The organism is Stenotrophomonas sp. STEN063, from assembly GCF_056854515.1.
This window is the reverse complement of the sequence record NZ_JBXFWF010000028.1, coordinates 1-24,586: the sequence shown is the minus strand read 5'-3', so window position 1 is coordinate 24,586 and position 24,586 is coordinate 1. Positions and strand designations below refer to the sequence as shown.

Annotated in this window: 23 protein-coding genes; 18 read left to right on the top strand and 5 right to left on the bottom strand. The window is 62.1% G+C overall.

Annotation, left to right across the window (positions count from 1 at the left end; translation table 11 throughout):
* Together AC1VWL_RS09535 and AC1VWL_RS09530 are read left to right on the top strand one after the other, a co-directional pair.
* The gene (locus AC1VWL_RS09535; RefSeq protein WP_482986506.1) at positions 1 to 2,577 is read left to right on the top strand and encodes a glycoside hydrolase family 3 protein; all 2,577 of its coding nucleotides are present in this window, start codon (positions 1 to 3) and stop codon (positions 2,575 to 2,577) included.
* Between the two features lie 119 nt (positions 2,578 to 2,696).
* Positions 2,697 to 4,259: a sodium/sugar symporter gene (locus AC1VWL_RS09530; RefSeq protein WP_482986505.1), complete on the top strand. Its 1,563-nt coding sequence runs from the start codon at positions 2,697 to 2,699 to the stop codon at positions 4,257 to 4,259.
* 437 nt (positions 4,260 to 4,696) lie between these two features.
* Here AC1VWL_RS09530 and AC1VWL_RS09525 read toward each other — a convergent pair whose 3' ends face one another.
* The 3 genes from AC1VWL_RS09525 to cutA are packed head-to-tail and all read right to left on the bottom strand — an operon-like array spanning position 4,697 to position 7,974.
* Positions 4,697 to 5,287: a TlpA family protein disulfide reductase gene (locus AC1VWL_RS09525; protein ID WP_482986504.1), complete on the bottom strand. Its 591-nt coding sequence runs from the start codon at positions 5,285 to 5,287 to the stop codon at positions 4,697 to 4,699.
* A complete protein-coding gene (locus AC1VWL_RS09520) occupies positions 5,287 to 7,647 on the bottom strand; it encodes a protein-disulfide reductase DsbD family protein (protein ID WP_482986503.1) in 2,361 nt (786 codons plus the stop codon). Before AC1VWL_RS09520 ends, AC1VWL_RS09525 begins: the two co-directional genes overlap by 1 nt.
* 3 nt (positions 7,648 to 7,650) lie before the next feature.
* Positions 7,651 to 7,974, bottom strand: a complete 324-nt coding sequence (cutA, locus tag AC1VWL_RS09515) for a divalent-cation tolerance protein CutA (protein WP_282267453.1) — start codon at positions 7,972 to 7,974, stop codon at positions 7,651 to 7,653.
* A 187-nt stretch (positions 7,975 to 8,161) separates the two neighbouring features.
* Here cutA and AC1VWL_RS09510 point away from each other — a divergent pair, with 187 nt between their 5' ends.
* The 10 genes from AC1VWL_RS09510 to AC1VWL_RS09465 all read left to right on the top strand — a co-directional run bounded on the left by AC1VWL_RS09510 (position 8,162) and on the right by AC1VWL_RS09465 (position 17,908).
* Positions 8,162 to 8,569 carry a type IV pilin protein gene (locus tag AC1VWL_RS09510; RefSeq protein ID WP_481533468.1) on the top strand — a complete coding sequence of 136 codons (408 nt, stop codon included), beginning with the start codon at positions 8,162 to 8,164 and terminating at the stop codon, positions 8,567 to 8,569.
* Complete coding sequence (locus AC1VWL_RS09505) at positions 8,566 to 9,066, top strand: pilus assembly FimT family protein (protein WP_481533469.1); 501 nt, start codon at positions 8,566 to 8,568, stop codon at positions 9,064 to 9,066. The genes AC1VWL_RS09510 and AC1VWL_RS09505 overlap by 4 nt, the downstream gene beginning before the upstream one ends.
* On the top strand, positions 9,050 to 9,469 hold the full coding sequence (locus tag AC1VWL_RS09500) for a type IV pilus modification PilV family protein (RefSeq protein ID WP_481533470.1): 420 nt from the start codon (positions 9,050 to 9,052) through the stop codon (positions 9,467 to 9,469). Before AC1VWL_RS09505 ends, AC1VWL_RS09500 begins: the two co-directional genes overlap by 17 nt.
* 2 nt (positions 9,470 to 9,471) lie before the next feature.
* Positions 9,472 to 10,173 carry a hypothetical protein gene (locus AC1VWL_RS09495; RefSeq protein ID WP_482986502.1) on the top strand — a complete coding sequence of 234 codons (702 nt, stop codon included), beginning with the start codon at positions 9,472 to 9,474 and terminating at the stop codon, positions 10,171 to 10,173.
* A gap of 20 nt (positions 10,174 to 10,193) precedes the next feature.
* Complete coding sequence (locus AC1VWL_RS09490) at positions 10,194 to 12,452, top strand: hypothetical protein (RefSeq protein WP_482986501.1); 2,259 nt, start codon at positions 10,194 to 10,196, stop codon at positions 12,450 to 12,452.
* 264 nt (positions 12,453 to 12,716) lie between these two features.
* Positions 12,717 to 15,230, top strand: coding sequence for a type VI secretion system Vgr family protein (locus tag AC1VWL_RS09485; protein ID WP_482986500.1), 2,514 nt, complete (start codon positions 12,717 to 12,719; stop codon positions 15,228 to 15,230).
* Positions 15,231 to 15,234: 4 nt separating this feature from the next.
* Positions 15,235 to 15,510: a DcrB-related protein gene (locus AC1VWL_RS09480; RefSeq protein WP_482986499.1), complete on the top strand. Its 276-nt coding sequence runs from the start codon at positions 15,235 to 15,237 to the stop codon at positions 15,508 to 15,510.
* 57 nt (positions 15,511 to 15,567) lie between these two features.
* Positions 15,568 to 16,062 carry a hypothetical protein gene (locus AC1VWL_RS09475; RefSeq protein WP_482986498.1) on the top strand — a complete coding sequence of 165 codons (495 nt, stop codon included), beginning with the start codon at positions 15,568 to 15,570 and terminating at the stop codon, positions 16,060 to 16,062.
* Positions 16,059 to 17,378 (top strand): PAAR domain-containing protein, encoded by a 1,320-nt coding sequence (locus AC1VWL_RS09470; RefSeq protein ID WP_482986497.1) that lies wholly within the window; start codon positions 16,059 to 16,061, stop codon positions 17,376 to 17,378. The genes AC1VWL_RS09475 and AC1VWL_RS09470 overlap by 4 nt, the downstream gene beginning before the upstream one ends.
* Entirely contained in the window at positions 17,378 to 17,908 is a 531-nt protein-coding gene (locus AC1VWL_RS09465) for a hypothetical protein (protein WP_482986496.1), read from the top strand. Before AC1VWL_RS09470 ends, AC1VWL_RS09465 begins: the two co-directional genes overlap by 1 nt.
* Positions 17,909 to 18,185: 277 nt before the next feature.
* Here AC1VWL_RS09465 and AC1VWL_RS09460 read toward each other — a convergent pair whose 3' ends face one another.
* A complete protein-coding gene (locus AC1VWL_RS09460; protein WP_482986495.1) occupies positions 18,186 to 18,353 on the bottom strand; it encodes a hypothetical protein in 168 nt (55 codons plus the stop codon).
* Between the two features lie 425 nt (positions 18,354 to 18,778).
* Between AC1VWL_RS09460 and AC1VWL_RS09455 the strand changes: the two genes are divergently transcribed.
* Positions 18,779 to 19,066: a co-chaperone GroES gene (locus tag AC1VWL_RS09455; RefSeq protein WP_282267469.1), complete on the top strand. Its 288-nt coding sequence runs from the start codon at positions 18,779 to 18,781 to the stop codon at positions 19,064 to 19,066.
* Between the two features lie 84 nt (positions 19,067 to 19,150).
* Positions 19,151 to 20,800: a chaperonin GroEL gene (groL, locus tag AC1VWL_RS09450; RefSeq protein WP_282267471.1), complete on the top strand. Its 1,650-nt coding sequence runs from the start codon at positions 19,151 to 19,153 to the stop codon at positions 20,798 to 20,800.
* A 248-nt stretch (positions 20,801 to 21,048) separates the two neighbouring features.
* Here the strand turns inward: groL and trxC are convergent, their stop codons facing one another.
* The gene (gene trxC, locus AC1VWL_RS09445; RefSeq protein ID WP_482986494.1) at positions 21,049 to 21,495 is read right to left on the bottom strand and encodes a thioredoxin TrxC; all 447 of its coding nucleotides are present in this window, start codon (positions 21,493 to 21,495) and stop codon (positions 21,049 to 21,051) included.
* A gap of 520 nt (positions 21,496 to 22,015) precedes the next feature.
* On the opposite strand from trxC, the gene AC1VWL_RS09440 reads away from it, so the two are divergent.
* The 4 genes from AC1VWL_RS09440 to AC1VWL_RS09425 all read left to right on the top strand — a co-directional run bounded on the left by AC1VWL_RS09440 (position 22,016) and on the right by AC1VWL_RS09425 (position 24,422).
* Positions 22,016 to 23,089 (top strand): 3-deoxy-7-phosphoheptulonate synthase, encoded by a 1,074-nt coding sequence (locus AC1VWL_RS09440; RefSeq protein WP_482986493.1) that lies wholly within the window; start codon positions 22,016 to 22,018, stop codon positions 23,087 to 23,089.
* 150 nt (positions 23,090 to 23,239) lie between these two features.
* Positions 23,240 to 23,683: a hypothetical protein gene (locus AC1VWL_RS09435; protein ID WP_481533475.1), complete on the top strand. Its 444-nt coding sequence runs from the start codon at positions 23,240 to 23,242 to the stop codon at positions 23,681 to 23,683.
* A gap of 16 nt (positions 23,684 to 23,699) precedes the next feature.
* The gene (locus tag AC1VWL_RS09430) at positions 23,700 to 23,957 is read left to right on the top strand and encodes a GIY-YIG nuclease family protein (RefSeq protein ID WP_481509357.1); all 258 of its coding nucleotides are present in this window, start codon (positions 23,700 to 23,702) and stop codon (positions 23,955 to 23,957) included.
* A 129-nt stretch (positions 23,958 to 24,086) separates the two neighbouring features.
* A complete protein-coding gene (locus AC1VWL_RS09425) occupies positions 24,087 to 24,422 on the top strand; it encodes a YegP family protein (protein WP_482986492.1) in 336 nt (111 codons plus the stop codon).
* Positions 24,423 to 24,586 lie beyond the last annotated feature (164 nt).

Below are 24,586 nucleotides of genomic sequence, written 5' to 3'. Positions count from 1 at the left end.
ATGATGACGTTTTCGACACGCCGCGCTGCCCTGATTGGCGCGCTGGCAGTGGGTATCGCGGTGCTGGCCGGCTGCAACAGCGGCGACAAGGCTGCACCGCAGGCGGCCACGACCGATGCCGCGTATGACGGCACGATCCATCCGGAACAGTGGCCGGTGGTGGAATGGCCGCTGGCGGAAGATCCGGCGCTGGAAAAGCGCGTCAACGATCTGCTGGCGACGATGACGCTGGAGGAGAAGGTCGGCCAGCTGGTGCAGGGCGACCTGGCCAGCATCACCCCGGACGACGTACGCAAGTACCGGCTGGGCTCGATCCTGGCCGGTGGCAGCTCCGACCCGGGGGGCAAGTACAACGCACCGGCCAAGGACTGGCTGCAGGTTGCCGATGACTTCTGGGCCGCGTCGATGGATACCAGCGGTGGCGGCAAGGCGATTCCACTGCTGTTCGGTATCGATGCGATGCACGGCCAGAGCAACGTGGTGGGCGCGACGCTGTTCCCGCACAACGTTGGCCTGGGTGCAACCCGCAACGTTGAACTGCAGCGCCGGATCGGCCAGATCACCGCCGCCGAAACCCGCGCCACCGGCATGGAGTGGGCGTTCGCGCCGACCGTGGCGGTGCCGCAGGACGTGCGCTGGGGCCGCGCCTATGAAGGCTATTCGGAGAACCCGCAGCTGGTGGCCGAGTTCGCCGCGGCGATGGTCGAAGGCCTGCAGGGCAAGGTCGGCGCGCCGGACTTCCTCGACGACAAGCACGTGATGGTGTCGGTCAAGCATTTCGTCGGCGACGGCGGCACCACCGACGGCAAGGACCAGGGCGATACCGCGGTCAGCGAGGCCGAGCTGCGTGATGTCCACAGCGCCGGTTACGTCACCGCCATCAAGGCCGGTGCACAGTCGGTGATGGCTTCGTTCAACAGCTTCCACGGGGTCAAGATGCACGGCCACAAGCCGCTGCTGACCGACGTGCTGAAGGGCCGCATGAACTACGGCGGCTTCGTGGTCGGCGACTGGAATGGCCACGGCCAGATTCCCGGTTGCAGCACCACCGATTGCCCGGCCACCTATGACGCCGGCCTGGACATGGCGATGGCCACCGACAGCTGGAAGGGCATGTACGAGTCCACCGTCGCCGCGGTGAAGTCGGGCAAGCTCTCGACCGAGCGCCTGGATGATGCGGTGCGTCGCGTGCTGCGGGTGAAGTTCCGCATGAACCTGTTTGATGCGCCGAAGCCTTCGGCGCGTGCGTTGGGCGGCAAGTTTGAACTGCTGGGCGCAGCCGAGCACCGTGCTGTCGCCCGTCAGGCCGTTCGCGAATCGCTGGTGCTGTTGAAGAACAACAACGGCATCCTGCCGCTGCGCGCCGACCAGAAGGTGCTGGTGGCCGGTGACGGCGCCGACAACATCGGCAAGCAGGCCGGTGGCTGGACCTTGAACTGGCAGGGCACCGGCACGACACGTGCTGACTTCCCCAACGCCGACACCATCTGGGAAGGCCTGCAGCGTGAAGTCAGTGCTGCTGGTGGCAGCGCCGAGCTGGCGGTCGATGGCAAGTACAAGGCCAAGCCGGATGTGGCGGTGGTGGTGTTCGGCGAAGAGCCTTATGCCGAATTCCAGGGTGACATCCCCAACCTGCTGTACAAGCCGGGCAACGATGCCGATCTGGAACTGCTCAAGCGCCTGAAGAGCGAAGGCATTCCGGTGGTGGCGGTGTTCATCAGCGGTCGTCCGCTGTGGATGAACCGCGAGATCAATGCCTCCGACGCCTTCGTCGCGGCCTGGTTGCCGGGTTCGGAAGGCGCGGGTATCGCCGATGTGCTGCTGCGCAAGGCCGATGGCAGCGTCAACCACGACTTCAAGGGCAAGCTCAGCTTCTCCTGGCCGCGCACCGCGATCGACTCGGCGGTCAACAAGCCGGGCCACAACCCGCTGTACAAATTCGGCCATGGCCTGAGCTATGCCGACAAGGGTGATGTGGCAGCGCTGCCGGAAGACTCCGGCGTGAGCGGTGAGCAGGCCGGCAGCGGCGTGTACTTCGCCAAGGGCCGCCCGGCGCTGGGCCTGTCGCTGCAGCTGTCCAGTGCATCGCAGCCTGACATGCCGGCCACCACCGTGCCGACCGTACTGGCTGACGGCACCTTGAAGATGACCGCGGTCGATCACAAGGCGCAGGAAGATGCACGCCGCCTGCAGTGGTCGGGCACGGCACTGGCAAAGTTCGCCTTGATTACCGCCACGCCCATTGACGTCACCCGCGAGAGCAACGGCGACGTGCAGCTGCAGTTGACGCTGCGCCGCGACAGCGCGGTATCGGCACCGTTGACGGTGGGTGTGGGTTGCGGTGCGGGTTGTGCGGCCAAGGTCGACCTGCAAGCCACCTTGTCGGCCATTCCGGCTGGCAAGTGGGTCAGCGTTGGCGTGCCGCTCAAGTGCTTTGCCGCCGCGGGTGCGGATCTGTCCAGGATCCAACGTACCACTGAGCTGGAAACGGCTGCCGTTGCGGATATTTCGGTATCACGGATCGCTCTTGGCGCTGCCGGTGAGGCCGAGGTAAACGTAGACTGCGCAACACGCTGAAACAGCGAAAGCGCCGGTACGGGAGGGTGCCGGCGCACCTGATGATGTGGCCCGTTGGGGTCGGTAGCGAAAGGGCGCAGGGATGACAGCCCGGTCGGTGCACAACAGGGAGTGATGAGATGGGTTTGGGTACGTTGGATATCGCGATCGTACTGGTCTACCTGGCCGGTATTTTCGTCCTTGCGCAATGGGTGTCGCGGGAGAAAGCCGGGCACAGCAAGGACGCCAAGGACTACTTCCTGGCCAGCAAGTCATTGCCGTGGTGGGCGATCGGCGCCTCCTTGATCGCGGCGAATATTTCCGCCGAGCAGATCATCGGCATGTCCGGTTCGGGTTATGCGATCGGTCTGGCGGTGGCCTCGTATGAGTGGATGGCCGCACTGACCTTGTTGATCGTCGGCAAGTGGTTCCTGCCGGTGTTCCTGCGCAACGGCATCTACACCATGCCGCAGTTCCTGGAACAGCGTTATGGCAGCCGCATCCGCACGGTGATGGCGGTGTTCTGGCTGGGCCTGTACGTGTTCGTCAACGTCACTTCGATCCTGTGGCTGGGCGCGGTGGCGGTCAACCAGGTCACCGGCATCGACCAGATGACCGCGGTGGTGCTGATCGGCGTGTTCGCGCTGCTGTACCAGTTGTACGGCGGCCTGAAGGCCGTCGCGCTTACCGATATCGTGCAGGTCACGCTGCTGGTGCTCGGCGGCCTGTTCGTTGCAGGGCTGACTTTGAACCAGCTCGGCGATGGCGCGGGTATCGTCGCCGGTTTCAACAAGTTGTGGCAGGCGCAGTCGGGTCACTTCGAGATGATCCTCAGCAAGGACAACCCCTTCTACAAGGACCTGCCTGGCCTGAGCGTGCTGCTGGGTGGCCTGTGGATCATGAACATCAGCTACTGGGGCTTCAACCAGTACATCATCCAGCGTGCACTGGCGGCCAAGAGCATCGGTGAAGCACAGAAGGGCGTGTTGTTTGCTGCGTTCCTGAAGCTGTTGATGCCGGTGATCGTGGTATTGCCGGGTATCGCCGCGGTGATGCTGGCACCGAACCTGGACAAGCCGGACCAGGCCTATCCGACGATGATGCGGATGCTGCCGACCGGCGTGCTCGGCCTGGTGTTTGCCGCGCTGGTGGCGGCCATCGTTGCCTCGCTGGCATCGAAGATCAATTCGGTGGCGACCATCTTCACTTTGGATTTCTACGCCAAGCGCAATCCCGAAGCGGATCAGACCAAGCTGGTACGTGTGGGCCGTATCGCTGCGGTGATGGCGGTGGTGCTGGGTATTCTCACCGCCAAGCCCTTGCTGGGCAGCTTCGACCAGGCGTTCCAGTACATCCAGGAATACACCGGCTTCTTCACCCCGGGCATCGTGGTGATCTTCATGCTGGGCCTGTTCTGGAAGCGTGCCAATGAGGCGGGTGCACTGTCGGCGGCGATTGGTTCGTTCGTGTTGTCGATCGTGTTGAAGCTGGCCTGGCCGGCATTGCCCTTCATCGACCGCGTCGGCCTGGTGTTCCTGCTGGCGTTGGCCTTGGCGGTAGGCGTATCACTGTTGACCCCGGCGGCGCCGGAGAAGGACATCATCGACACCCGTGACGTGGATTACCGCACGGGCGTCGTGTTCAACATCGGCTCGGTGGCGGTGATCGCGATCCTGGTCGCGCTGTACGCGGCGTTCTGGTGATCTGAGCTTGAGCCCTTCTCCCTCCGGGAGAGGGGTTGGGGAGAGGGTGAGGTGCGAAGCACCTTGTAGAAGCCAGAAGCAGAAGCTCAAAGGCAAAAGCTCAAAGCAAAGCTTCCCCTCATCCGCCCCTTCGGGGCACCTTCTCCCGCAGGCGGGAGAAGGGACGTAAAGCAGAGCGGAGCAAAGCAAATCAAAGCAAAGCAAATCAAAGCAGAGCAAATCAAAGCAGAGCAAAACAAATCAAAGCAGAGTTGGGAATGCGTCAGTTGCAGCTGAACACGAGCGGAGTGCATTCCCTTCTCCCGCAAGCGGGAGAAGGTGCCCCGAAGGGGCGGATGAGGGGAGCTCTTGGCTCTTGGCGCGAACCAAGCCTCGGGCGCGCTGCGCTTATCCGTGCGACCAATCCAAGCGCAAACATCAATCCAGGGCTTGCAGGTTCACTGCTTGGCAGCAGGCTCCACGCTGGCAACCCACGCATCAATCTCACCCGCCTTGAACGGCCCCAGCTTCTGCGCGAGTACGCGCCCCTGCGCATCGATCAACACGCTGTAGGGCAGCAGGCCCCGCGAATTGCCCAGCTTGACGCTGGCATCCTGCGGCCCCGGCGTTTCGATCACGATCGGGTAATACACCGGCACGTTGCCAAGGAAATCCAGCACCGCTTCCGGCGTGTCCAAGGCCAAGCCCACCACCTGCGGTCCAGTGTCCGCATGACGCGCAGCAAAGCGCGCCAACTCGGGCATCTCCTCGATGCAGGGCGCACACCAGCTGGCCCACACATTGATCAACAGCGGCTTGCCCTTGAACTGCTCCGGGAACTTCACCGGCATGCCATCCAGGTCGGGCAGGGTGAATGAAGGCATCAGTTCGCCGACACGCACACCCTGCACCGGCGTCGCCGATTTCAGCGGTGCAGAGGGCGTGCTCATCGACGGCAGTGGCGGTGTGACCGGGCGGCTCAGCCATGCACCGGCCGACAGCCCGGCTGCGGCCGCGATACCTGCCACCCACCACGCGGCGCGGCGCATCAGCGTGCCGCGCGCAGCAGCGCTTCTTCAGCGATGGATTGGGTCAGTACGGTCGGCAGCACGCGCGGCGGTGCCCCCGGTCCATACACCACATACAGCGGCACACCGACCGCCTTGTGCTGCTCGAGGAAGGCGCTGATCTGCGGATCCACATTGGTCCAGTCACCGCGCATGTACACCGCGTTGACCCGCTTGAGCGTGTCACGGAACTTGTCGCGGTCCAGCACGTTGCGTTCGTTGGCCTTGCAGGTGACACACCAGTCAGCGGTCATGTTGACGAACACCACGCGGTTGTCGGCGCGCAGGCGGTCCAGCATCTGTGGCGAATAGGACACCGTGCCTTCGCTGGCGATGGCAGCGCCCGGCGGCGGCAGGCGGGTCACGCCCCACACCGGCACCAGCGCCAGCAGCGCGATCACCGCGCCCAGCACCATGCCGATCCGACGGCTATGCCAGCGGCTGCGTTCAAACCACCACAGGCCCAGCGCCAGCAGGGTCAGGCCGACCAGCATCAGGCCCATCGCATCGATGCCCCGCTGCTTGCCCAGCACCCACAACAGCCAGATGGCAGTGAGGTACATCGGGAAGGCCATCACGTGCTTGAAGGTTTCCATCCATGCGCCCGGCTTGGGCAGCCGCTCGGCCAGCGCTGGTACAAAACCAATCAGCAGGAACGGCAGTGCCAGACCCAGCCCCAATGCCAGGAACACAAGCATCGCCAAGGCCGGCGGTGCGGTGAAGGCGTAGGCCAAGGCAGGACCCATGAACGGTGCGATGCAGGGGCTGGCGACCACGCAGGCCAGCACGCCGGTGAAAAAATCACCGCTGGGGCCGCTGCGACTGGCGAGGCTCTGGCCCAGTTGGCCGGCATTGCCGCCCAGGGTGAACAGCCCGGACAGGCTCAGGCCAACGACGAACATCAGGTACACCAGCGCGGCGATGAACCACGGGTGCTGCAACTGGAAGCCCCAGCCGGCTGCCTGGCCGGCAGCGCGCAGTGCCAGCACCAGGCCACCAATCGCGGCAAACGCAACCAGCACGCCTGCCGTGTACCAAAGTGCGTGGCTGCGCGCGCGCTGGCGGCTCTCGCCACTCTGTGCAACGCCCAGCACCTTCAGCGACAGAATCGGCAGGACGCAGGGCATCAGATTGAGGATCAGGCCGCCAGCCAGCGCCAGCAGCAGAACCCACAGCAGCGAACCGTTGCCGGCGGTATCGGCGGGCGGTTGGCTGCGGCGGGTATTGTCGGCGGACGCATCGGGCGCGGCTTCGGCCAGGCTGGCGGCCGCAGCAGCCGGACGCACCACCAGCGGCTGCGGTGCCGGCGGGTTGGCCGGGTCGATCAGCGGCATCGGCGGGACTTCGCCCTTCTTGCCGGCCGGCAACGGCTGGATCACCAAGGGGGCAACTGCCAGTTCTTCTTTTTCCTTCGACGAGATCTTGCCGGCGGGCAGCGACAGCCGTACCCGGCGGGTCATCGGTGGATAGCAGATACCGTCGGTCTGGCAGCCCTGGAACGTGACAACCAGGGTGGCCGGCGTGGCGTCGGGCTTGTCGCGGCGCAATGGCAGCGGTACATCGACCTGGTCGAAATAGACCACCACGTTGCCGAAATGCTCGTCGCGGTAGGGCTTGCCGGCGGGCCATTGTGGGCGGCCGGCGCGCACGCCATCGGCGCCTTCCAGTGCCAGCGAGGTGCGGTCGCGGTACAGGTAATAGCCCGGTGCCGGCGAGAAGCGCAGCAGCAGGCGGTTGCCGTTGTCGACGATGGCCTCGAAGCCGAAGGCCTTTTCCGAGGGCAGCGGCAGGCCCTGCACGGCGGGCGCGCCGGGCAGGCTGAGGCCGCCACCGTTGTTGCCGGCGAGCGGGTTGAAGATGGGTGCGGAAGACGGTGCAGCGGCTGCAGCCGCGGGCGCGGCGCCGCTTGCTGCGGGCAGTCTTACTTCGACGTTGCGCTTTTGCGGCGGGTAGCACACGCCGGCATCGGCACAGCCCTGGTAGCGGACTTCGAGGGTGACGCTGGTGGCGCCCGCGTCGGCGGTACCCGGCAGGACCGCGCGCAGCTGGCGATGGTAGGTCTCCACATCGCCAAAGAATTCGTCGTGCTTCTTCTCGCCCTGTGGCATCTGCAGCGCGCCGGCAGTGAAGCCGGGGCTGGCTTTGACACTGGTGCGGTGATGGTAGAGGTAATAGCCCGGGGCGATGTCCCAGCGCAGCTCGATGCGGTCGCGGCTGAGAGCCTCGGCACGCAGGGCAAAGGCCTGGTCTACGGGTAGCAGGTCTTTCTCATTGATGGCCAGCGCCGGCAGGGCGGTCAGGGTAAGCAGGCAGAAAGCGGCAAATTGTCGCAACAGCATCATTAATTATGTTTCCTCCCGGGTCTGCGCCCGGATCCAGTCCAGATACGCCGGCAGGCCGGCGCTGGGGGAGATCGCCACGATCTCCGGCAATTCATAAGGGTGGTGCAACCTGATCGCGGCGCTCAACGCATCCAACCGATCAGCACAGGTTTTTATAACAAGCTGAATCTCTTCAGCTTGTTCAATCTGCTCCTGCCAGCGGTACACAGACCGCATCGCAGGCAACAAGTTCACGCAGGCAGCCAAACGCTGCTCCACCAGATGGTGAGCCAAGGCCTGCGCGGTTTGTTCGTCGGGGCAGGTGCAGAAGACCAGTCTTACGTCCATCGAGCCATTGTGGCAGAAGCGCTTGAGGCGTTTTCGGATGGAAGTGTTGACATCGTTGTCATCAATTGTATATTGCGGCCGGTCACAGTTTCACGCGGTTTTCATCTGATGCCAGATGGAGGCCAATTCCTACGAAGGTTCTTGTCACGGCGGATGCAGGTGTTCGCAGGGCTCTACAGGGGGGCATATGCAGCAACACAAAAACCGGGGCTTCACGCTGATCGAGCTGATGATCGTCGTGGCCATTATTGCCATCCTGGCCGGCATCGCCATGCCGCTGTACTCGGACTACGTTCTGCGCAGCAAGCTCCGTACAGCGCAGAGCGATTTGATGGCGTTGTCCAGTACGGTCGAGAATTTCCGCCAGCGCACACTGGGCTACCCGGCCAGTGACGCGGCAGCCAAGAAGGGCTGGAATGCGGCGACCAAAGCTGGCCAGTTCACCTATAGCTATACCGCCACCAACAGTGGTTATGAGCTCAAGGCGGTCGCCGGCAGCGCGTTGGGCAAGGCCAGTGGCTGCACGCTCAAGCTCGATTCGGACAACAGCCGCACGGTGTCCGGTAACTGTGCCGGCGTGAGTGACTGGCCATGAGCCGCCGCGCCACGGGTTTTTCACTGATCGAATTGATGGTGACCCTGGCGGTGATGGCGGTGCTGGCCTTGGCAGGCATGCCGTTCACGCTGCAGTGGATCGACAGCAACCGGCAGATGCAGGCACGCAACCTGCTGTGGGAGGCCGTGTCGCAGACCCGCTCGCTGGCCTTGCGCAATCCGGAGCACGTCACCGGTGCGGCTGTTTCGGCACGTCTGCAGCACAGTGGTCGCAGCCTGCAGATATTGCGTGGCGCTGGCAACGAAGTGTTGTGGCAGGGCGAGTTGCCGCGCGGTGGCGAGTATCGCCTGACCGGCGCCGATGACTATGCCGATGCAGACGAGCTGCAAGCCTCGGGCGCGCTGATGTCCTGCGTGGCCTTCGACAACCGTGGCCAGCGCCTGCCGGGCGCGGCGAGCTGCAGCAGCGCAGCCACCCATTCGCGTATCGCCATTGGCATGAACAGCCAGGAACCGCTCTATGTCGATCTGCTTTGACCCGCGACGCCGGCAGCGCGGCGACATCATGCTCGAGGCTCTGGTCGGGGTGTTGATCACCAGCATCATCGGCGCCGGTCTGGCCCATGTAATGGCCAATGTGATGAACAACCAGCGCGATGCCAAGGTCGAAAACCTGGTGGTTGAGCGTCTGCGCGACAGTCTGCAGACCCAGGGCGTGGGCTTGTGCGGCAGTGGCACGCTGGAGATCGGCATGCCCAACGGCGAGTCCAGGAGCGCTGCGGTCAGCTGCGAGGCCGCCACCGCAACGGTAGCCATGGCGGGTATTGCACGCACCGTGGAGGCACCACAGCGGGTGGACCTGACGGTCGCCGCGACCGATCTCGGCAGCAAGGGCGCCAACGAAAACGATCCCGATCTGCTGGTGTCGACGAAGCAATGAACATGCATGCACGCACTGCCACCCGGATCGGCCGCCGGCAGCAAGGCGGCCAGAGCCTGATCAGCATGCTGGTAGGGCTGCTGATCTCGCTGATCACCATTGCCGCGATGATGACGCTGTACAAGACCATGGTGGAGGTTTCCGCGAACGCATCGCGTTCTGCATTGCGCGATGGGCAGGTATCGGCGGCGTTGTTGTCGGCGCAGATCGAGCTGCAGGGCGCTGGCTTTGGTGTGCCGGCCGCCGACAGCTTGACCAGCAAGCTGCATGTTCGCGACGCAGGCAAGGAGTTGGTGTGGCGCTACAAGACCGAGCTCTCTGCTGCCGGCTATGTCTGCTCGGGCCTGCGGCTGGTGGATGGCGAAGGCCTGTATCGTTTCACCCCCAAGGCCTGCAGCGACGCCCAGGTCGCCGCGTGGAACAGCAGCGAACGACAGCTGCTCGCCGGCAGCGCCGCTTTCTTCACTCCGGCACAGAAAGACGGCAGTGCGTTCGCGTCGGGCGAGGAGGAAGTCGGCGCGATGACACTGGCGCCCGGCTACGTGTTCTCACTGAAGGGGCAGCGGCAATGCCTGCCCTACATGCAGCAGGATTTCAGTAGCACGCCTGCCGCGGCAGTCGGCCAGCAGCTGGCCTTGGAACGCAACGATGCCAGCAGCCATCTGTTCCTGGCCTGCCTGCCCAACCTGGCCGTGACCATCTGATGCACAGGGGACGTGTTGGCATGGACAGGAATCGCTTTTCCGCATTCAAACGGCAGCGCGGCGTAGCCACGTTGTTGATCGTATTGATGGTGGGGCTGGCGGTATCGGTCACGGTTGCCGCAACCATTTACTCGTTGCGCGGCACCCAGTCGCAGCAGCTCACCACGCATTCGGCCACGGCTGCACAGGCGGCGGCATGGCGCGGTGTCGAAGCACTGCGGCTGTACCTGCTGCAGGTTGATACCAGCGTATGGCCGGGCTGGGTAGGCAATGATGCCAAGCCAGTCAGCGGGCTTGAAGCGCTGGGCGTGCGCGCTGCAACGGTGACATCGATCGAGGCTACCGGCAGCGACCACTACCGGGTCAGTGCCCAGGTCATTGGCACCGCGGGTGTCGGCAGTGCCTTGACCACAGCCACCGTCGAAGTGATCTATGACGTTGTGCCCGGCAGTGGCACCCCGGGCATTCCACCGGTATGCGCATCGATGCCAAAGGCACCGATGGTGTTCAACGGCAACCTGGATTACAGCGGCGGCAAGCTCGACGTCACCAATGCGGTGGATTACGAGAACATCGTGGTAGCCGGCAACCTGACGATTGGCGGTGGTTCGACCGCGCGCATCTCCGGTTGCGTCAAGGGCGATGTGTCATTGAGCGGCGGTGGCATCACCGACAACGGTCATCTGTATTCGGAAGGCACCATCCGCATCAACGGCATGGGCAATCCCAATGGAACCACGCTGTGGGCACGCAATGTCGAGATCGGCAGTGGTGTCAGCGGTGGCAACTACACCGCGATCAAGGCTGGCGCCTATGCGGTTGGCGTTTACTCCGGCACCGCGCTGATCGGCACCGCCGAAGTCGGCGGCCACCTGATTGCGTCCACAGTAACCGGCGGCACGCCGTGGGTGACGGGTACCGTTGCGCCGCTCCACAGCGGCCACGCAGTGATCACCTTGGCCGACCAGAGCCAGTTCCTGCTGGATTTCAGCAAGCAGGACAGCGCCGGCGCGCCGCTGTTGAAGGTCGATGCAACGACCGGCCTGGTAACCGGTGCGGCCGCTGCCGAGCGCTTGAAGGGCGCGGACAATGTCAGCCTGCCGGATGCGCTGAGCTTCCGCTCCACCCGTATTGCCGGCGGCACCGTTGGCTTGGCAACACTCACGGTGGGCCAGTTGTGGGGCTATAACGTCACCGTGTCGGGTTGGAGCGGCAAGTACGAGACGCTCTGGGCCAGTGGAAACATCGCGATGACATCGGGCACGGTGAAGAATCTGCTCGGTGGCGGTGACATGACGGTCAACCAGGTTTCAGTCAGTGGCTCGGGCCGGCTCGCCGGCACCCTCAACATGCCGGTAAACAACGTGCAGACTAGGCAGGCAGGCACCAGTCCGGGCCTGCCCGGCATCCCGTACTGCGAAGCGCGGGTCAAACCGGTGGATGCCGACAACTTCCTGGCCACGGCCAACTACGCCTTCAGCACGGTTGGTGGCGCCGCGCAGTTGACCATCCGCAATGTAAAGCGTGCCAATGGTGATTCCATCGACGGGGTGTATCCGCTGAACAATCCCAGCCCCGCGCAACTGGCGATCCTGCAGGAGTTGATGACCTGCAACTACACCAATGAGAAAGGCTGCCTGAAGGCCAGACAGAGCGATGGCAGCTGGTTGCTGCACGGGGTCAGCAAGATGCCGGCGGGCGTGCTGTGGTTTGACCAGTCGGTGAAGATCGACGGAACCAGTACCGATTTTCTAAATACCTTGGTGGTACGCGGTTGTGACGACCCGAGCCAGGCCACCTGTGGCGGCAACGTCACCCTTACCACTGCCGGCCATCGCGATCTGATCGCGCCGAATTTCGCCGGTGCGGCCAAGGTCTGTGGCGGCGACTTCTATCCGACCAACCTGTGCGCCAGCCGCACGCAGCTGGTGGAGTGGGAAGGGCAGGGACCTGATGGCAAGCCGCAGACCTACCAGGGCCTGCCGATTGCCAACACCACCGTGATCGCCGAAGGCGCTGCCGACATCGCGGGCTGGGAGCTGCGTGGCAGCGTGATGCTGGGCAAGCAGCTGTCGACCAGTGGTGCCACCGTCACCATCCACGGCAGCTTGACGGTAGGCAGCAACCAGACCGCCGATACCAAGATATCCGCTGGCGGCATCGCGGTTGATGTTCCCAGCGGTGGCGGCCTGAACCTGCTCCCGGTGTGCAGCACCGGCAGCGGTGGGCTGCCGGCAAGCCCTGCCAGCGCCTCGGTGCAGTGGTCGCGGTACCTCTGATATTCCAAAAAAAGTAGTTCAGCCCAGAACAGGGCGGTTCTCTATTGCCATGGCGTGCTCCGTTATCCCCGGAGCGCGCCATTTTTTTATTCTCTTTTGCTGATGTGTTGCTGAAGTTTCTCTGGTGAAACTGATATCCAATGCCGAACCCCGAAATCGGTATTGGGCAGCGTAATTCCGGAGATATTTTGAATCATCTGGTGCTGAATCTGCCTATAGTCAAGCGAACGCTATTCGCTAGTGCTGTACCGGGCAGGAGGCCGCATGCCAGAAAAATTCAAGAGTTCGCCGTCGACGCCAATCATCGGCGCTACGCCGTGCATTGTTGCCACTGGGTCGGTCCCGGATGTGCTTGCTCCAGGCAAAGCATTGAAGGCAGCGGACGAAGTCCTGCAGTCCATTGATGGCGAAGTTGCTGCAAAGGCGCAGAAGGCCATTTTGACAGCCTCAACGGTACTGAGTGCAGCACAAGCGCTGCAGAGTGGTGATGCCTTGGCGAGCCTTGCAGCCAGCGCGCCGCTTGCCGGAATTGTTGCGCCAGGGCTCTCTCGCGTCACTGATGCCGCGACCGCTGTCTCTGGCATTGCAGACTTTGTGGCAGCTCCCGCCAGCCTGCCGGGTTTCGCAACGCCGCCTTTCGTGCAGGGAACGTTTAAGGTGCCCGATAGCACGGGGCTTGCGCAGTCGTTGGCTACTCCTGCCAGCTTGGCGAACTTTGCAACACCACCCTTTGTAGCGGGCAGCTTGATCCCCGACGAGCATCCACTCGGCGGCCAGGCCGTGCAGGACTTCATCGCCAAGCCTGAGTTCTACGCGCCGCCGATGACCCACCTGCGCGACACGCTGGATGAAGCGCGTGGGGCACTGGAAGACAGGGATCGCCTGCTGCGCCTGCATGCCCCCTTGGGTGGCGACAAGCGCTTGTACGCGAGCAGCCTCGAAGGCAGCGCTGCGCTATCGGACCTATACTGCTATCACCTGCAACTGCTATCACGCAATGCGGCAATCGACCTGCAGGAAGTGATGGGGAACAGCTTCACCGTCGGGATCAGGTTGGCCGATGGCAATGAGCATCCGATCAATGGCTATGTCACCTCGTTCGGTTTCGCATGCACTGACGGTGGCCTAGCGGTGTATAGCGCAGAGCTTCGGCCGTGGCTGTGGTACCTGGGCACGCGCATCAACAGCCGTATCTTCCAGGATATGTCGGTGCTGGATGTGCTCGACCTGGTGTTCAAGGACTATGGCGGTCTGCCTGATTACCAGGTGCGGGTGAACCGCAGGCCCAGTGCGGAAACCTATATCGTTCAATACGACGAGAGCGATCTGAACTTTGTCAGTCGCCTGCTTGAGCGCCACGGCCTGTTCTATTACTTCGAGCACCGCGCCGAGGGCCACAGCCTGGTAATCAGTGACGACTCTGCCGACAACACGTTCTGCCCGCCGCAGGCCAATCACGCAGTGGTGCGCTACAACGCGGGCAATCACGTGGATGCGCAGGACACGCTTACCAGCCTGGCGGCGTACCGCAGCTTCCAGCCCAGCGCGGTGGCTTTGAATACGTTCAAGTACACAGACCCATACGCCACTCAGTATGTGGAGCAGCCGACGGTCGCGCAGCAGGGCAATGTGCCCAAGCTGACCGTTTATCACGGAAACCCGGCATATACGTATCCGGACAAGCGCGCAGGCAGCCGCGATGCGCAGCATCTGATGGAAGCCTACGAATGGCAGGCCAAGCTGTTCATGGCGCAATCGCAGTGCCGCGGCATCGTTACCGGCCACACCTTCCAGCTCAGTGGTCACCATTGGTTTGAGAACGGGGCCGATGCTGACTTCCTCGTGGTCGGTACGCAGATCGACGCACGCAACAACTTCAATCTTGATGGCGGCAGCTATGACGAGGCTGATGTCTACAACAACAGCTTGACCCTGATCCGCCGCAAAGTGCCATACCGCCCTTTCCGGCATCATCCCAAGCCGACGATGAAGGGGCCGCAGACCGCGACCGTCGTTGGCCCTGCCGGGCAGGAGATCCACACCGACAGGCTCGGCCGCATCAAGGTGCAGTTCCCGTGGGATCTGGAGGGCAGGCACGACCAATGCAGTTCGTGCTGGATACGCGTGTCGCAACCTTGGGCGGGACGCGGCTGGGGCACGGTCTCCATTCCTCGCATCGGTCAGGAAGTGCTGATCGATTACATCGAAGGCGACCCCGATCGCCCGGTCTGTACAGGGCGCTTGTTCAACGCACAACAGACCATGCCGTTCGACGGCCCTGATGGCGGAAACGTCATGGGGTTCATCAGCAACTCAACGCCCGGTGGTGGCGGCCAATGCCGGATGACGATCCGCGATACCGCCGGCAAGGAGCTGATTGATCTTTATTCGCAGAAGGATATGGATACCACGGTCCTGAACAACATGACCACCGTGGTCAAAGGGCCTATGCAGAGCAATGTAGTCAGTAAAGGGTGTCAGACCAACACGGTTCAAAAATCCATCGAGATTGCTGCGGTCGAACAGCACATTACGCTCAAAGCGCAAACCGCGATTGGACTGAGCACTAAAGCCAAAGGAATCAAAGCAGAGGCGCACACACGCGTGGAGCTGGAGGCCAAAACTGAGTACGTGAAAATCACTGGGAAAACTGCTGTTCGCCTTGAGGCCGGAAAGAGCAGCCTGGAACTTCAGGCTGACGGAACGATCCTGCTCAATGGCGTGGTCGTGCAGATCGTCGGCACTACGTCTGTCGACCTCAACCCGGAAGCGGAGTAACAGAATGTCTCAGTATCACCTGCACGAAGGTTTGCTGTGTGTGCCAGAAGGTTGGCGTGACCAATCGATGAACGTGTTTCGCTTGCCCGGCTCCAATAGCAACAAGGACGCCGCGATCATTCTTACGCGTGACTACGAAACAACGTTGGAGACGCCTGCCGAGTATGCGAGTGCACAGCAGGAGGCCGCAAAGAAGAGTTTTCCTGGTTACAAGCAGATCAGCATGAATGAGCTTGAGGTTGATGGGTGCGCTGCGGCCATCGTTGACTACCAGTGGTGAAGCAACGGCAGTGCGTTGCTGCGGCAACGACAGCTCTATGTGCGGCATCAATCAGCGATGCTCACTCTGACCGCGTCGGCGATGGCGAGTGAGTTCAAGCGGATAGATAAGGTCTGGCAACAGCTGTTGACCAGCTTCAGGCTGTTTAAACGTGAGGCAGAGACAGCTGAAGCGGATGAGCCAATGGAGACCCAGCGGCTTCCGCATGTATTTGTGCTGTCTGCGCGAGATCGGCAGCTACACGTGTTTGAAAACTCAGAGCAAGCCTGTCGCCGTATCGACCCGTTGGAGGTTGAGAGTGAGGGGTGGGTATTCTTCGCCAGCGACGGACTCCCTCTCAAACCTGTTTTTGTCAAGCTGAATCGTCGGAGTGTGCTGCGGGTAGAACGCGGATTCTATGAGCTTCTTCCAGACACCGTGGGTGTGTCGTTGCCACTGCAGAAGCGCTTGAGTGGGGTGTCCGGGCTCGTTGGAGCACCTCCTTTCGATACCCTCGAAGCACTCCGAAGCCATTTGGAAAGCGTCGCCACCTCTTCTCGGCAATCTGAGTGAGCGCCGCGGAAGCGGCGCTACGCGCTGCACGATTGGACGACGAAGTTGTTCATGGTTTCGGCCTGATGGGGATGGTGGCTGGTGCCTTGATTGGAGCAGCTATAGGTCTTGCCATTGTCGCAGCCGGGGTAGCGACCGGCGGGCTCGCAATCGTAGCCATCGTTGGCGGTTGTATCGCAGGTGGCGGGATGGCCGGTGGTGCATTGGCGCGCGGCATCATGAAGGCCGCGGATCTACCTGGGCCAACCACAGGCACACTCGTTGCAGTCGGAGCCAGTCGGGTAACCGTCAACAGTCGGATGGCGCTACGCGCTGGTATGGATTTTGCGCCCGGCTGTAGTGGTGCGCCAATGAACCACCTCACGATGCCAGGCCCCGTTCTGATCGCGGAGGGCTCAAAGACCGTCACCATCAATGGCAAGCCAATGGTGCGGCAATCGATGAGACTGGTTTGCGGCGCGAAGATCAAAGGCGGGAGTGCCAATGTAACCGTGGGTGGTCCAACCGTCTGCGTCGTCAATATCACTGATTACGAAGCGATGTTCGAGACAGGGTTGCAGGTTCTCGGATTCGTGGCTCTGGGCGCAGCTGGTGCAGCGGCTTTTGCTGCGGGGCTTGGAGCTGCTTTGGTGTTCGGTGCAGTGGTCACAGGATCCGCGCTGGGCATGATGAAGCTACATGAATGGGGGGAGTCACTTGGGCCCGGTTATGGCGACATCATGGTGGGTGTTGCGGGCTTTGCGTTGTTGTTCGCGGGTCCAAGGCTAAGCAGAATTGGCCAAGGCTCATTGCCCAAGCCGGGCTCCCCAGTTTTCAAGCCGGGTGTTATTGCGGATGACATTGTTGCCATTCCTAAGGGCTCACGTCCGGCACCAGATACGTACCTTGAGAAGGCTTACATTGATGAGCATCTCGGCTCATTCAAACGAGATGGTGGTGGATTTCTTTTCACCGCGGATGATATCGCCAATCCGAAATACCCATCATTCAATCCGCAGAAATTTCTGATGAATCAGGCTGACTTGGATGGAGTCATCATTCAATACAAGGCTACTGGCGATGTCGCAGTCTTGGAGAACGCGCTGGGCTACAATCCGGGTTCACTGAGGGGGAAAGACATTTACATGATGACTGTCAAAGATCCCGATGTGGTTATGCCTAGTGGAAACGAAGGTGGCGCAAATAGTCTTTGGAGGCCAGGAGGTCTGACGGCCCCGGGAGGTATGAGAGAGAGTGTGCTGAACAATTTTCCCATTCGTCACGCGAATGATATTGATGGTTTGAAGGCGCTTCCGGGCGTTAAAAAGGTTCAGTAATGAAGCCAGATCCTGTGGTTTTTTTCGATGTGATGAACAGGGGCGAAGTGGCAAAATTTTTGGCAGGCGTTCCCCCATACTTCATTGAAGGAAAGAGTGACAATGCCGAGCCACAGAATGTAAGCGATGCCTTTAACTTCGTGGTCTTTCCCGCATGGCTTGAGACCAAAGACTTGCGTGTGCCAAGCTCATTTTGCTTAGGGCTTCTCGATCTCCTCAAAACGCACATTGATACCAATAGAGCAGTTTATGTGGCTTGTGACTGGATTTGGTTCTACAGCTATTGCTTGAACGATAGAAGGAAGAATCCCACGGGTGTCTACACAGACCTATTTGAAGTTGATCTTGAAGAAGTGGCCTTTGTTCTCCGAGAGTTATTGGAAAGTGGTAGGGAGTCGTTGGTGCTGGATAAGCGGTGGGCGGGCGCGGAATGGAATAGCGAAGACGGGCTGTGGTCACCTCTAGTGCGTCAAGCGCTAGCGGTTAGAGACCAGCTCAGCGGGGTCGACTTTGTTCCGAGGTGTCTGTGATTCGGAGATTGGTGGTAAACGCCGACCGGCGGTTTTCTCGACAAGCGATGTGCATCTGCGGTGCGGTTTGTTGAGAGGGGAAATGGCCGAGTGCGACCTGTCACGGTTCTCTCGTTTGTCATAGTTGGCGCGGCAGGCCTTCCCTCAAGACGGCGGCTATCTGTGGTCTGGGAACAAGGATGCGGAAAAGCCATTTCTGCAGACCGGGGCGGTGTTTCTCTTGAGACAACCCAAGGCGGTGGACTGGCCAGATCTTTGCGCTCGGCCATGGCCTGGATCAGGCGCTCGGCATCGTTGCCGCCGCTCCAATCGTTACCTTGGCGATCAGGCCGTTCCAGTTGCTGATGTTGGCGTCCATGTATTCGCTGGCAGACGGGCCGGTCAGCTGGCTACAGGCGGCGAGAAAGACAGGCAAAAACGGGCGAAATCGATACAGCACTTTCATTCTTTTCTCCTTTGACATTGAAATGGGTATCCATACACAGCTCTCGGAATAGTGTCATGGACTTGGTCAGCAGCCAGTACGCGCTCAGTGCGTGGCCAATGCTTTGCGATTGAGACTTGTGCCCGCCTCGGTAGTGGTGATCGGGGGCGGGCGACGGTTCGGCCGGACCAAGGAAGCCAGTTGAGGAGGCCGGACTGCGTCAGCTCTCCCTCGGGGGAAGGGCAGAGAGGCCCTGCCGACCCCGAATTGGCCCGGCAGGGCCGCGCCAATCAATTTGCCGACCTGCCCTTGAAAGGCCCCCAGCCAGCCCCATCTCCCAAACAAGCCCGCACGACGGGTCTTTTTACGCGTGATGCCGACGTCCCCCTGTTTTCCAGTCGGTGTCGCCGGAATTTCAGGCCAATCAATTACTTAAGAGGTCCTTCATGAGCATCAAGCCGCTTCACGACCGCGTTGTGGTCAAGCCGATCGAAGCCGACGAAATCTCCGCCGGCGGCATCCTGATCCCGGATTCGGCCAAGGAAAAGTCCACCAAGGGTGAAGTCGTGGCCGTGGGCCCGGGCAAGCCGCTGGACAACGGTTCGGTGCGTACCCCGTCGCTGAAGGTTGGCGACAAGGTCATTTACGGCCAGTACGCCGGTTCGTCCTACAAGGCCGAAGGCGTCGAGTACAAGGTGCTGCGCGAAGACGACGTGCTTGCCGTCATCGGCTGAGCTGCCGCGCCACCTGTTCCTGTAAACCCCCTTTCCCGATAAAAGCAGCCGAGCTCGGCTCGGCTCTACTCAGAGGTAATCGCAATGGCTGCCAAGGATATTCGTTTCGGTGAAGACGCCCGTTCGCGCATGGTGCGCGGCGTCAACGTTCTCGCCAATGCCGTCAAGGCAACCCTGGGCCCGAAGGGCCGCAACGTCGTGCTCGAGAAGAGCTTCGGCGCCCCGACCATCACCAAGGACGGCGTGTCCGTTGCCAAGGAAATCGAACTGGCTGACAAGTTCGAGAACATGGGCGCGCAGATGGTGAAGGAAGTTGCTTCGCGCACCAATGACGACGCTGGCGACGGCACCACCACCGCCACCGTGCTGGCCCAGGCCCTGATCCGCGAAGGCGCCAAGGCCGTTGCCGCCGGCATGAACCCGATGGATCTGAAGCGCGGTATCGACAAGGCCGTGATCGCCGCCGTCGCCGAGCTGAAGAACATCTCCAAGCCCACCGCTGACGACAAGGCCATCGCCCAGGTCGGCACCATTTCGGCCAACTCCGACGAGTCGATCGGCAACATCATCGCCGAAGCGATGAAGAAGGTCGGCAAGGAAGGCGTGATCACCGTTGAGGAAGGCTCGGGCCTGGAAAACGAGCTGGACGTCGTCGAGGGCATGCAGTTCGACCGCGGCTACCTGTCCCCGTACTTCATCAACAACCAGCAGTCGCAGACCGCTGACCTGGATGACCCGTACATCCTGCTGCACGACAAGAAGATCTCCAACGTGCGTGACCTGCTGCCGGTGCTGGAAGGCGTCGCCAAGGCCGGCAAGCCGTTGCTGATCATCGCCGAGGACATCGAAGGCGAAGCGCTGGCGACCCTGGTGGTCAACACCATCCGTGGCATCGTCAAGGTCGTGGCCGTCAAGGCACCGGGCTTCGGCGACCGTCGCAAGGCGATGCTGGAAGACATGGCCGTGCTGACCGGCGGCACCGTGATCTCCGAAGAAGTTGGCCTTTCGCTGGAAAAGGCCACCATCAAGGACCTGGGCCGCGCCAAGAAGGTGCAGGTCTCCAAGGAAAACACCACCGTCATCGACGGCGCCGGTGATACCGCTGCCATCGAATCGCGCGTCAAGCAGATCAAGACCCAGATCGAAGAAACCTCTTCGGACTACGATCGCGAGAAGCTGCAGGAACGCGTTGCCAAGCTGGCCGGCGGCGTTGCCGTGATCAAGGTCGGTGCATCGACCGAAATCGAAATGAAGGAAAAGAAGGACCGCGTTGACGACGCCCTGCACGCTACCCGCGCAGCCGTCGAAGAAGGCGTGGTCCCGGGCGGCGGCGTCGCCCTGGTGCGCGCTGTTTCCGCACTGGCCGGCCTGAAGGGCAACAACGAAGACCAGAACCACGGCATCCAGATCGCCCTGCGCGCGATGGAAGCGCCGCTGCGCGAAATCGTTGCCAACGCCGGTGAAGAGCCGTCGGTCATCGTCAACAAGGTCAAGGAAGGCACCGGCAGCTTCGGCTACAACGCCGCTTCCGGCGAGTTCGGCGACATGCTGGAATTCGGCATCCTGGACCCGACCAAGGTGACCCGTTCGGCACTGCAGAACGCAGCCTCGATCGCTGGCCTGATGATCACCACCGAAGCCATGGTTGCCGAAGCTCCGAAGAAGGACGAGCCGGCAATGGGCGGCGCCGGTGGCATGGGCGGCATGGGTGGCATGGGCGGTATGGACTTCTAAGTCCACCGCAGCCTCACCGCTGCTTGCAGTACGCAAAACCCCGCCGAAAGGCGGGGTTTTGTTTTGTTGCTTCCTCCATTGCGCCGAAGGCGGAGGGGAGGGTTGGGGAGGGGTAGCTCTGCGGCCTTTCAAGCAGCACCAGCCTCGCGGCTCACGCCGCTCCTACAAACACCAGCACCCAGCCGTAGTGCCGAGCCATGCTCGGCAGGAGCTTTACCGCGAACGCCTCTGCCGAACATGGCTCGGCACTACAGGTGCTTGCTCGCCCATTGCACGATGCTGCCGGCTGGCATGGCGCCGGACTGCCGCGCAATCTCGCGGCCACCCAGGATCAGCACCATCGTTGGAATGCTGCGGATGGCATAGCGCGTGGCGATGGCGGGCTCGGCTTCCGTGTCCAGTTTGCCCAGGCGCATATGCGGCTCCAGATGCACGGCAGCCTTCGCGAACTCCGGCGCCATCTGTCGGCAGGGACCGCACCAGCTGGCCCAGAAATCCACCAGCAGCGGAATCTGCGAACGGTTGGCGTGTGCTTCAAACGCGCTCGCGTTCAAGACCATCGGCGCTGCGGAAAACAAGGCCTGATGGCAGCGGCCGCATGACGGTGCCTGGCTCAGGCGAGTGGCAGGGACGCGGTTTACGGCGTTGCAATGCGGGCAGGCAATCTGCAGTAGTTCGGAACTGGTGTCGTTCATCGGAATGACTTTGTGCGTTTAATCAGTTGTCAGTATCGCTGCCACGACGAGCCGATTGTCCAGCTACCTGTGGAACGCGCATTTCCGCGCGGGATGAACAATTGCAGCGCACACATTGCGGCAATCCACGGTTCATATGCGCGCAGTCGCGTTGCCAAACGGGCTCATTCATTGGAGCTCCGGCAGATGTCGCTGATCGATTCAACAGCTGCTTGAAAGGCCGAATGACGAGCTGCTGTTGCCCACTCGCCAAGGCTGAACCTGTCGACGCTCCCGGTCTGTTGCCGCTGAAACTGTCGCATCGCACAAAAAACCGTGTTATCAATGCTCCCCATGAACGCAGCCCGCGCCAGCTTTTACTTTTGGTATTACTTTCCCAAGCCGCTGGCGGAGGAAGGACTGCGCTTACCCTGAAGAAACTTTCAGATGCATTCCCGAAAAGCCGCCAGCGAACCTGGCGGCTTTTTTCATGCCGCCACGCTGGGGCCAAACCATTCACTGCTTTGAACTGGAGACCCCCATGCCCCCCCATACCGACGATCTGCGCATCCGTAAACTTGAACCCCTGACCTCGCCGGCGCAGCTGCTGGCGCTGCTGCCCTGTGACGAGGAAGCCTCGCAGACCGTGGCCGACGCCCGTGCCTCGTTGCACAGCATCCTGCACGGCCAGGACGACCGCCTGGCGGTTGTCGTGGGCCCGTGCTCGATCCACGACCCGATTGCGGCGATGGAATACGCCCAGCGCCTGCGTCCGCTGCGCGATGCGCTGGCCGGCGAGCTTGAGATCGTGATGCGTGTGTACTTCGAGAAGCCGCGCACCACGGTGGGCTGGAAGGGCCTGATCAATGACCCGGACCTGGACGGCAGCTTCAACATCAACAAGGGCCTGCGCGTTGCGCGTGGTCTACTGCGTGACATCAACCGCCTCGGCCTGCCGGCTGGCGTGGAGTTCCTGGACGTGATCTCGCCGCAGTACATCGCCGATCTGGTGGCCTGGGGCGCGATTGGTGCGCGTACCACCGAAAGCCAGGTGCACCGCGAGCTGGCTTCGGGCCTGTCCTGCCCGGTTGGCTTCAAGAACGGCACCACCGGCGATGTGAAGATCGCTGCCGATGCGGTCGGCGCGGCCTCGCACCCGCACCACTTCCTGTCTGTGACCAAGGAGGGCGGCACCGCCATCGTGGCCACGCGCGGCAACCCGGATTGCCATGTGATCCTGCGCGGCGGCAAGGCCCCGAACTACGACGCCGCCAGCGTGCAGGCCGCCAGCGACGTGCTGGCCAAGTCGCAGCTGCCGGCGCGGTTGATGATCGACGCCAGCCACGCCAACAGCAGCAAGAAGCCGGAGAACCAGCCGAAGGTAGTCGATGACATTGCCAGCCAGCTGGAAGCCGGCGAGCAGCGCGTGGTCGGGGTGATGATTGAAAGCCATCTGGTGGCCGGCCGCCAGGACCTGGTCGAAGGCCAGCCGCTGGTCTACGGCCAGAGCATCACCGACGGCTGCATCGATTGGGACAGCACCTTGCAGGTGCTGGAGCGTCTGGCCGAGGCAGTGCGTGCACGCCGCCGCGCCCAGCTGGAGGCGGCGGCCTGAGGATTCCGTGACAGTTTCACTGGCGCACATCGGGCTGTCCAAGTAGTTTACGCGGCGGGAGGCGGTAGGCCTCCCGCCTGCTTTGGAGACAGGGGGAGCACCGTCTCCGGCAGGAAGCCTATGAATCACCGCTCCATGGAGAAGGAACTGATGCGTACCCGTATGTGCACCGTGGCATTGGCGATGATGCTGGTCCCGTCGCTGGCGCTGGCCAAGAAGGAAGTTTTTGATTCGGGCAGTGGCTGCCTGCAGAACCTGTCGGTGGCCGGTGGCTTCACCAGCGGCAAGCAATTCCTGGCTTCGACCGACCATGAAGGTGTCAGTTACGCCGACGCGTTCGCCAAGACCGTTGCTGCGATCGAAGCCGAAGGCATGGTCGGGATTTACCCGAACGAGACCACCGGCTACATCGCCGCCGAGAATCCGGTCCGTGGCGGCGGCGGTTCTACCGTTCCGTTGCGCACCACCGTGCGTCGCCAGCCTGACGGCAGCGTCCGCGTCGAAGTGCGTTTCAGCATCAAGGGTGGCCAGATGACCTCCAACAAGGCGGTTGGCGAAGGTCTGTGCAAGATTGCCGACGCAGCCAGCCTGTAAGCCGGGGCAGGGCCAGGTGAAGGGGCTGTGGTTTCTGTATCTGCTGGAGTGCCGTGACGGCAGCTATTACGCGGGTATCAGTACCGATGTGCAGGCCCGTTTCCTGGCCCATGTTGCCGGCAAGGGCGCGCGTTATACCCGCGCGCACCCGCCGCTGCGGGTGCTGGCCAGCCGCGCCTATGCCGACCGCTCGGCCGCGTCCCGCGCCGAATGGCAGATCAAGCAGCTGCCGCGTGAGCGCAAGCTGGCCTGGCTGGAACGGACAGAAGATTGAGGTAGAGTCGCACCTGTAGCCGCGGCAGCTAGCGGCTTCCAACGTCCGGTCATCCGGGCAACAGCCACGCATGCGGCGGCGGTAGCAGGGCGGCAGCGTGCCGGCATCATCCTCAAGCGGGGTATTGCAATGGCAGGTTGGTACGAGTTGGACAAGAGCAGCGACGGTCAGTTCTATTTCGTGCTCAAGGCAGGCAACGCCGAGGTCATCCTGACCAGCGAGCGTTACACCGCGCGATCCGGGGCTGAGAACGGCATCGCCTCGGTGCAGAAGAACAGCCCGGATGAAGCGCATTACGAGCGCAAGACCGCCAGTGACGGTCGCTACCATTTCAATCTGAAAGCGGCCAATCACCAGGTGATCGGCAGCAGCCAGATGTATGCCTCGCAGGCCGCGCGCGAAGCCGGCATCACCAGCGTCAAGGGCAATGGCCCCAGCACCACGATCAAGGACAAGACGGCGTAGGCGGTGTTGTAGCTGTTGTAATGAAAAACCCCGGGAAAACCGGGGTTTTTCAATTGTAGTGCCGAGCCATGCTCGGCAAGGGTCTTTCACAGCGGTATTGCCGAGCCATGCTCGGCAGGGGCTTCACCGGTAAGGCCCCTGCCGAACATGGTTCGGCTCTACCC

What these genes read in the sequence shown, in the direction of transcription:
- AC1VWL_RS09535 (WP_482986506.1), top strand. Translation starts at nt 1, where the DNA reads ATGATGACGTTTTCGACACGCCGCGCTGCCCTGATTGGCGCGCTGGCA.
- AC1VWL_RS09530 (WP_482986505.1), top strand. Translation starts at nt 2,697, where the DNA reads ATGGGTTTGGGTACGTTGGATATCGCGATCGTACTGGTCTACCTGGCC.
- AC1VWL_RS09525 (WP_482986504.1), bottom strand. Translation starts at nt 5,287, where the DNA reads ATGCGCCGCGCCGCGTGGTGGGTGGCAGGTATCGCGGCCGCAGCCGGG.
- AC1VWL_RS09520 (WP_482986503.1), bottom strand. Translation starts at nt 7,647, where the DNA reads ATGATGCTGTTGCGACAATTTGCCGCTTTCTGCCTGCTTACCCTGACC.
- cutA (WP_282267453.1), bottom strand. Translation starts at nt 7,974, where the DNA reads ATGGACGTAAGACTGGTCTTCTGCACCTGCCCCGACGAACAAACCGCG.
- AC1VWL_RS09510 (WP_481533468.1), top strand. Translation starts at nt 8,162, where the DNA reads ATGCAGCAACACAAAAACCGGGGCTTCACGCTGATCGAGCTGATGATC.
- AC1VWL_RS09505 (WP_481533469.1), top strand. Translation starts at nt 8,566, where the DNA reads ATGAGCCGCCGCGCCACGGGTTTTTCACTGATCGAATTGATGGTGACC.
- AC1VWL_RS09500 (WP_481533470.1), top strand. Translation starts at nt 9,050, where the DNA reads ATGTCGATCTGCTTTGACCCGCGACGCCGGCAGCGCGGCGACATCATG.
- AC1VWL_RS09495 (WP_482986502.1), top strand. Translation starts at nt 9,472, where the DNA reads ATGCATGCACGCACTGCCACCCGGATCGGCCGCCGGCAGCAAGGCGGC.
- AC1VWL_RS09490 (WP_482986501.1), top strand. Translation starts at nt 10,194, where the DNA reads ATGGACAGGAATCGCTTTTCCGCATTCAAACGGCAGCGCGGCGTAGCC.
- AC1VWL_RS09485 (WP_482986500.1), top strand. Translation starts at nt 12,717, where the DNA reads ATGCCAGAAAAATTCAAGAGTTCGCCGTCGACGCCAATCATCGGCGCT.
- AC1VWL_RS09480 (WP_482986499.1), top strand. Translation starts at nt 15,235, where the DNA reads ATGTCTCAGTATCACCTGCACGAAGGTTTGCTGTGTGTGCCAGAAGGT.
- AC1VWL_RS09475 (WP_482986498.1), top strand. Translation starts at nt 15,568, where the DNA reads ATGCTCACTCTGACCGCGTCGGCGATGGCGAGTGAGTTCAAGCGGATA.
- AC1VWL_RS09465 (WP_482986496.1), top strand. Translation starts at nt 17,378, where the DNA reads ATGAAGCCAGATCCTGTGGTTTTTTTCGATGTGATGAACAGGGGCGAA.
- AC1VWL_RS09460 (WP_482986495.1), bottom strand. Translation starts at nt 18,353, where the DNA reads ATGAAAGTGCTGTATCGATTTCGCCCGTTTTTGCCTGTCTTTCTCGCC.
- AC1VWL_RS09455 (WP_282267469.1), top strand. Translation starts at nt 18,779, where the DNA reads ATGAGCATCAAGCCGCTTCACGACCGCGTTGTGGTCAAGCCGATCGAA.
- groL (WP_282267471.1), top strand. Translation starts at nt 19,151, where the DNA reads ATGGCTGCCAAGGATATTCGTTTCGGTGAAGACGCCCGTTCGCGCATG.
- trxC (WP_482986494.1), bottom strand. Translation starts at nt 21,495, where the DNA reads ATGAACGACACCAGTTCCGAACTACTGCAGATTGCCTGCCCGCATTGC.
- AC1VWL_RS09440 (WP_482986493.1), top strand. Translation starts at nt 22,016, where the DNA reads ATGCCCCCCCATACCGACGATCTGCGCATCCGTAAACTTGAACCCCTG.
- AC1VWL_RS09435 (WP_481533475.1), top strand. Translation starts at nt 23,240, where the DNA reads ATGCGTACCCGTATGTGCACCGTGGCATTGGCGATGATGCTGGTCCCG.
- AC1VWL_RS09425 (WP_482986492.1), top strand. Translation starts at nt 24,087, where the DNA reads ATGGCAGGTTGGTACGAGTTGGACAAGAGCAGCGACGGTCAGTTCTAT.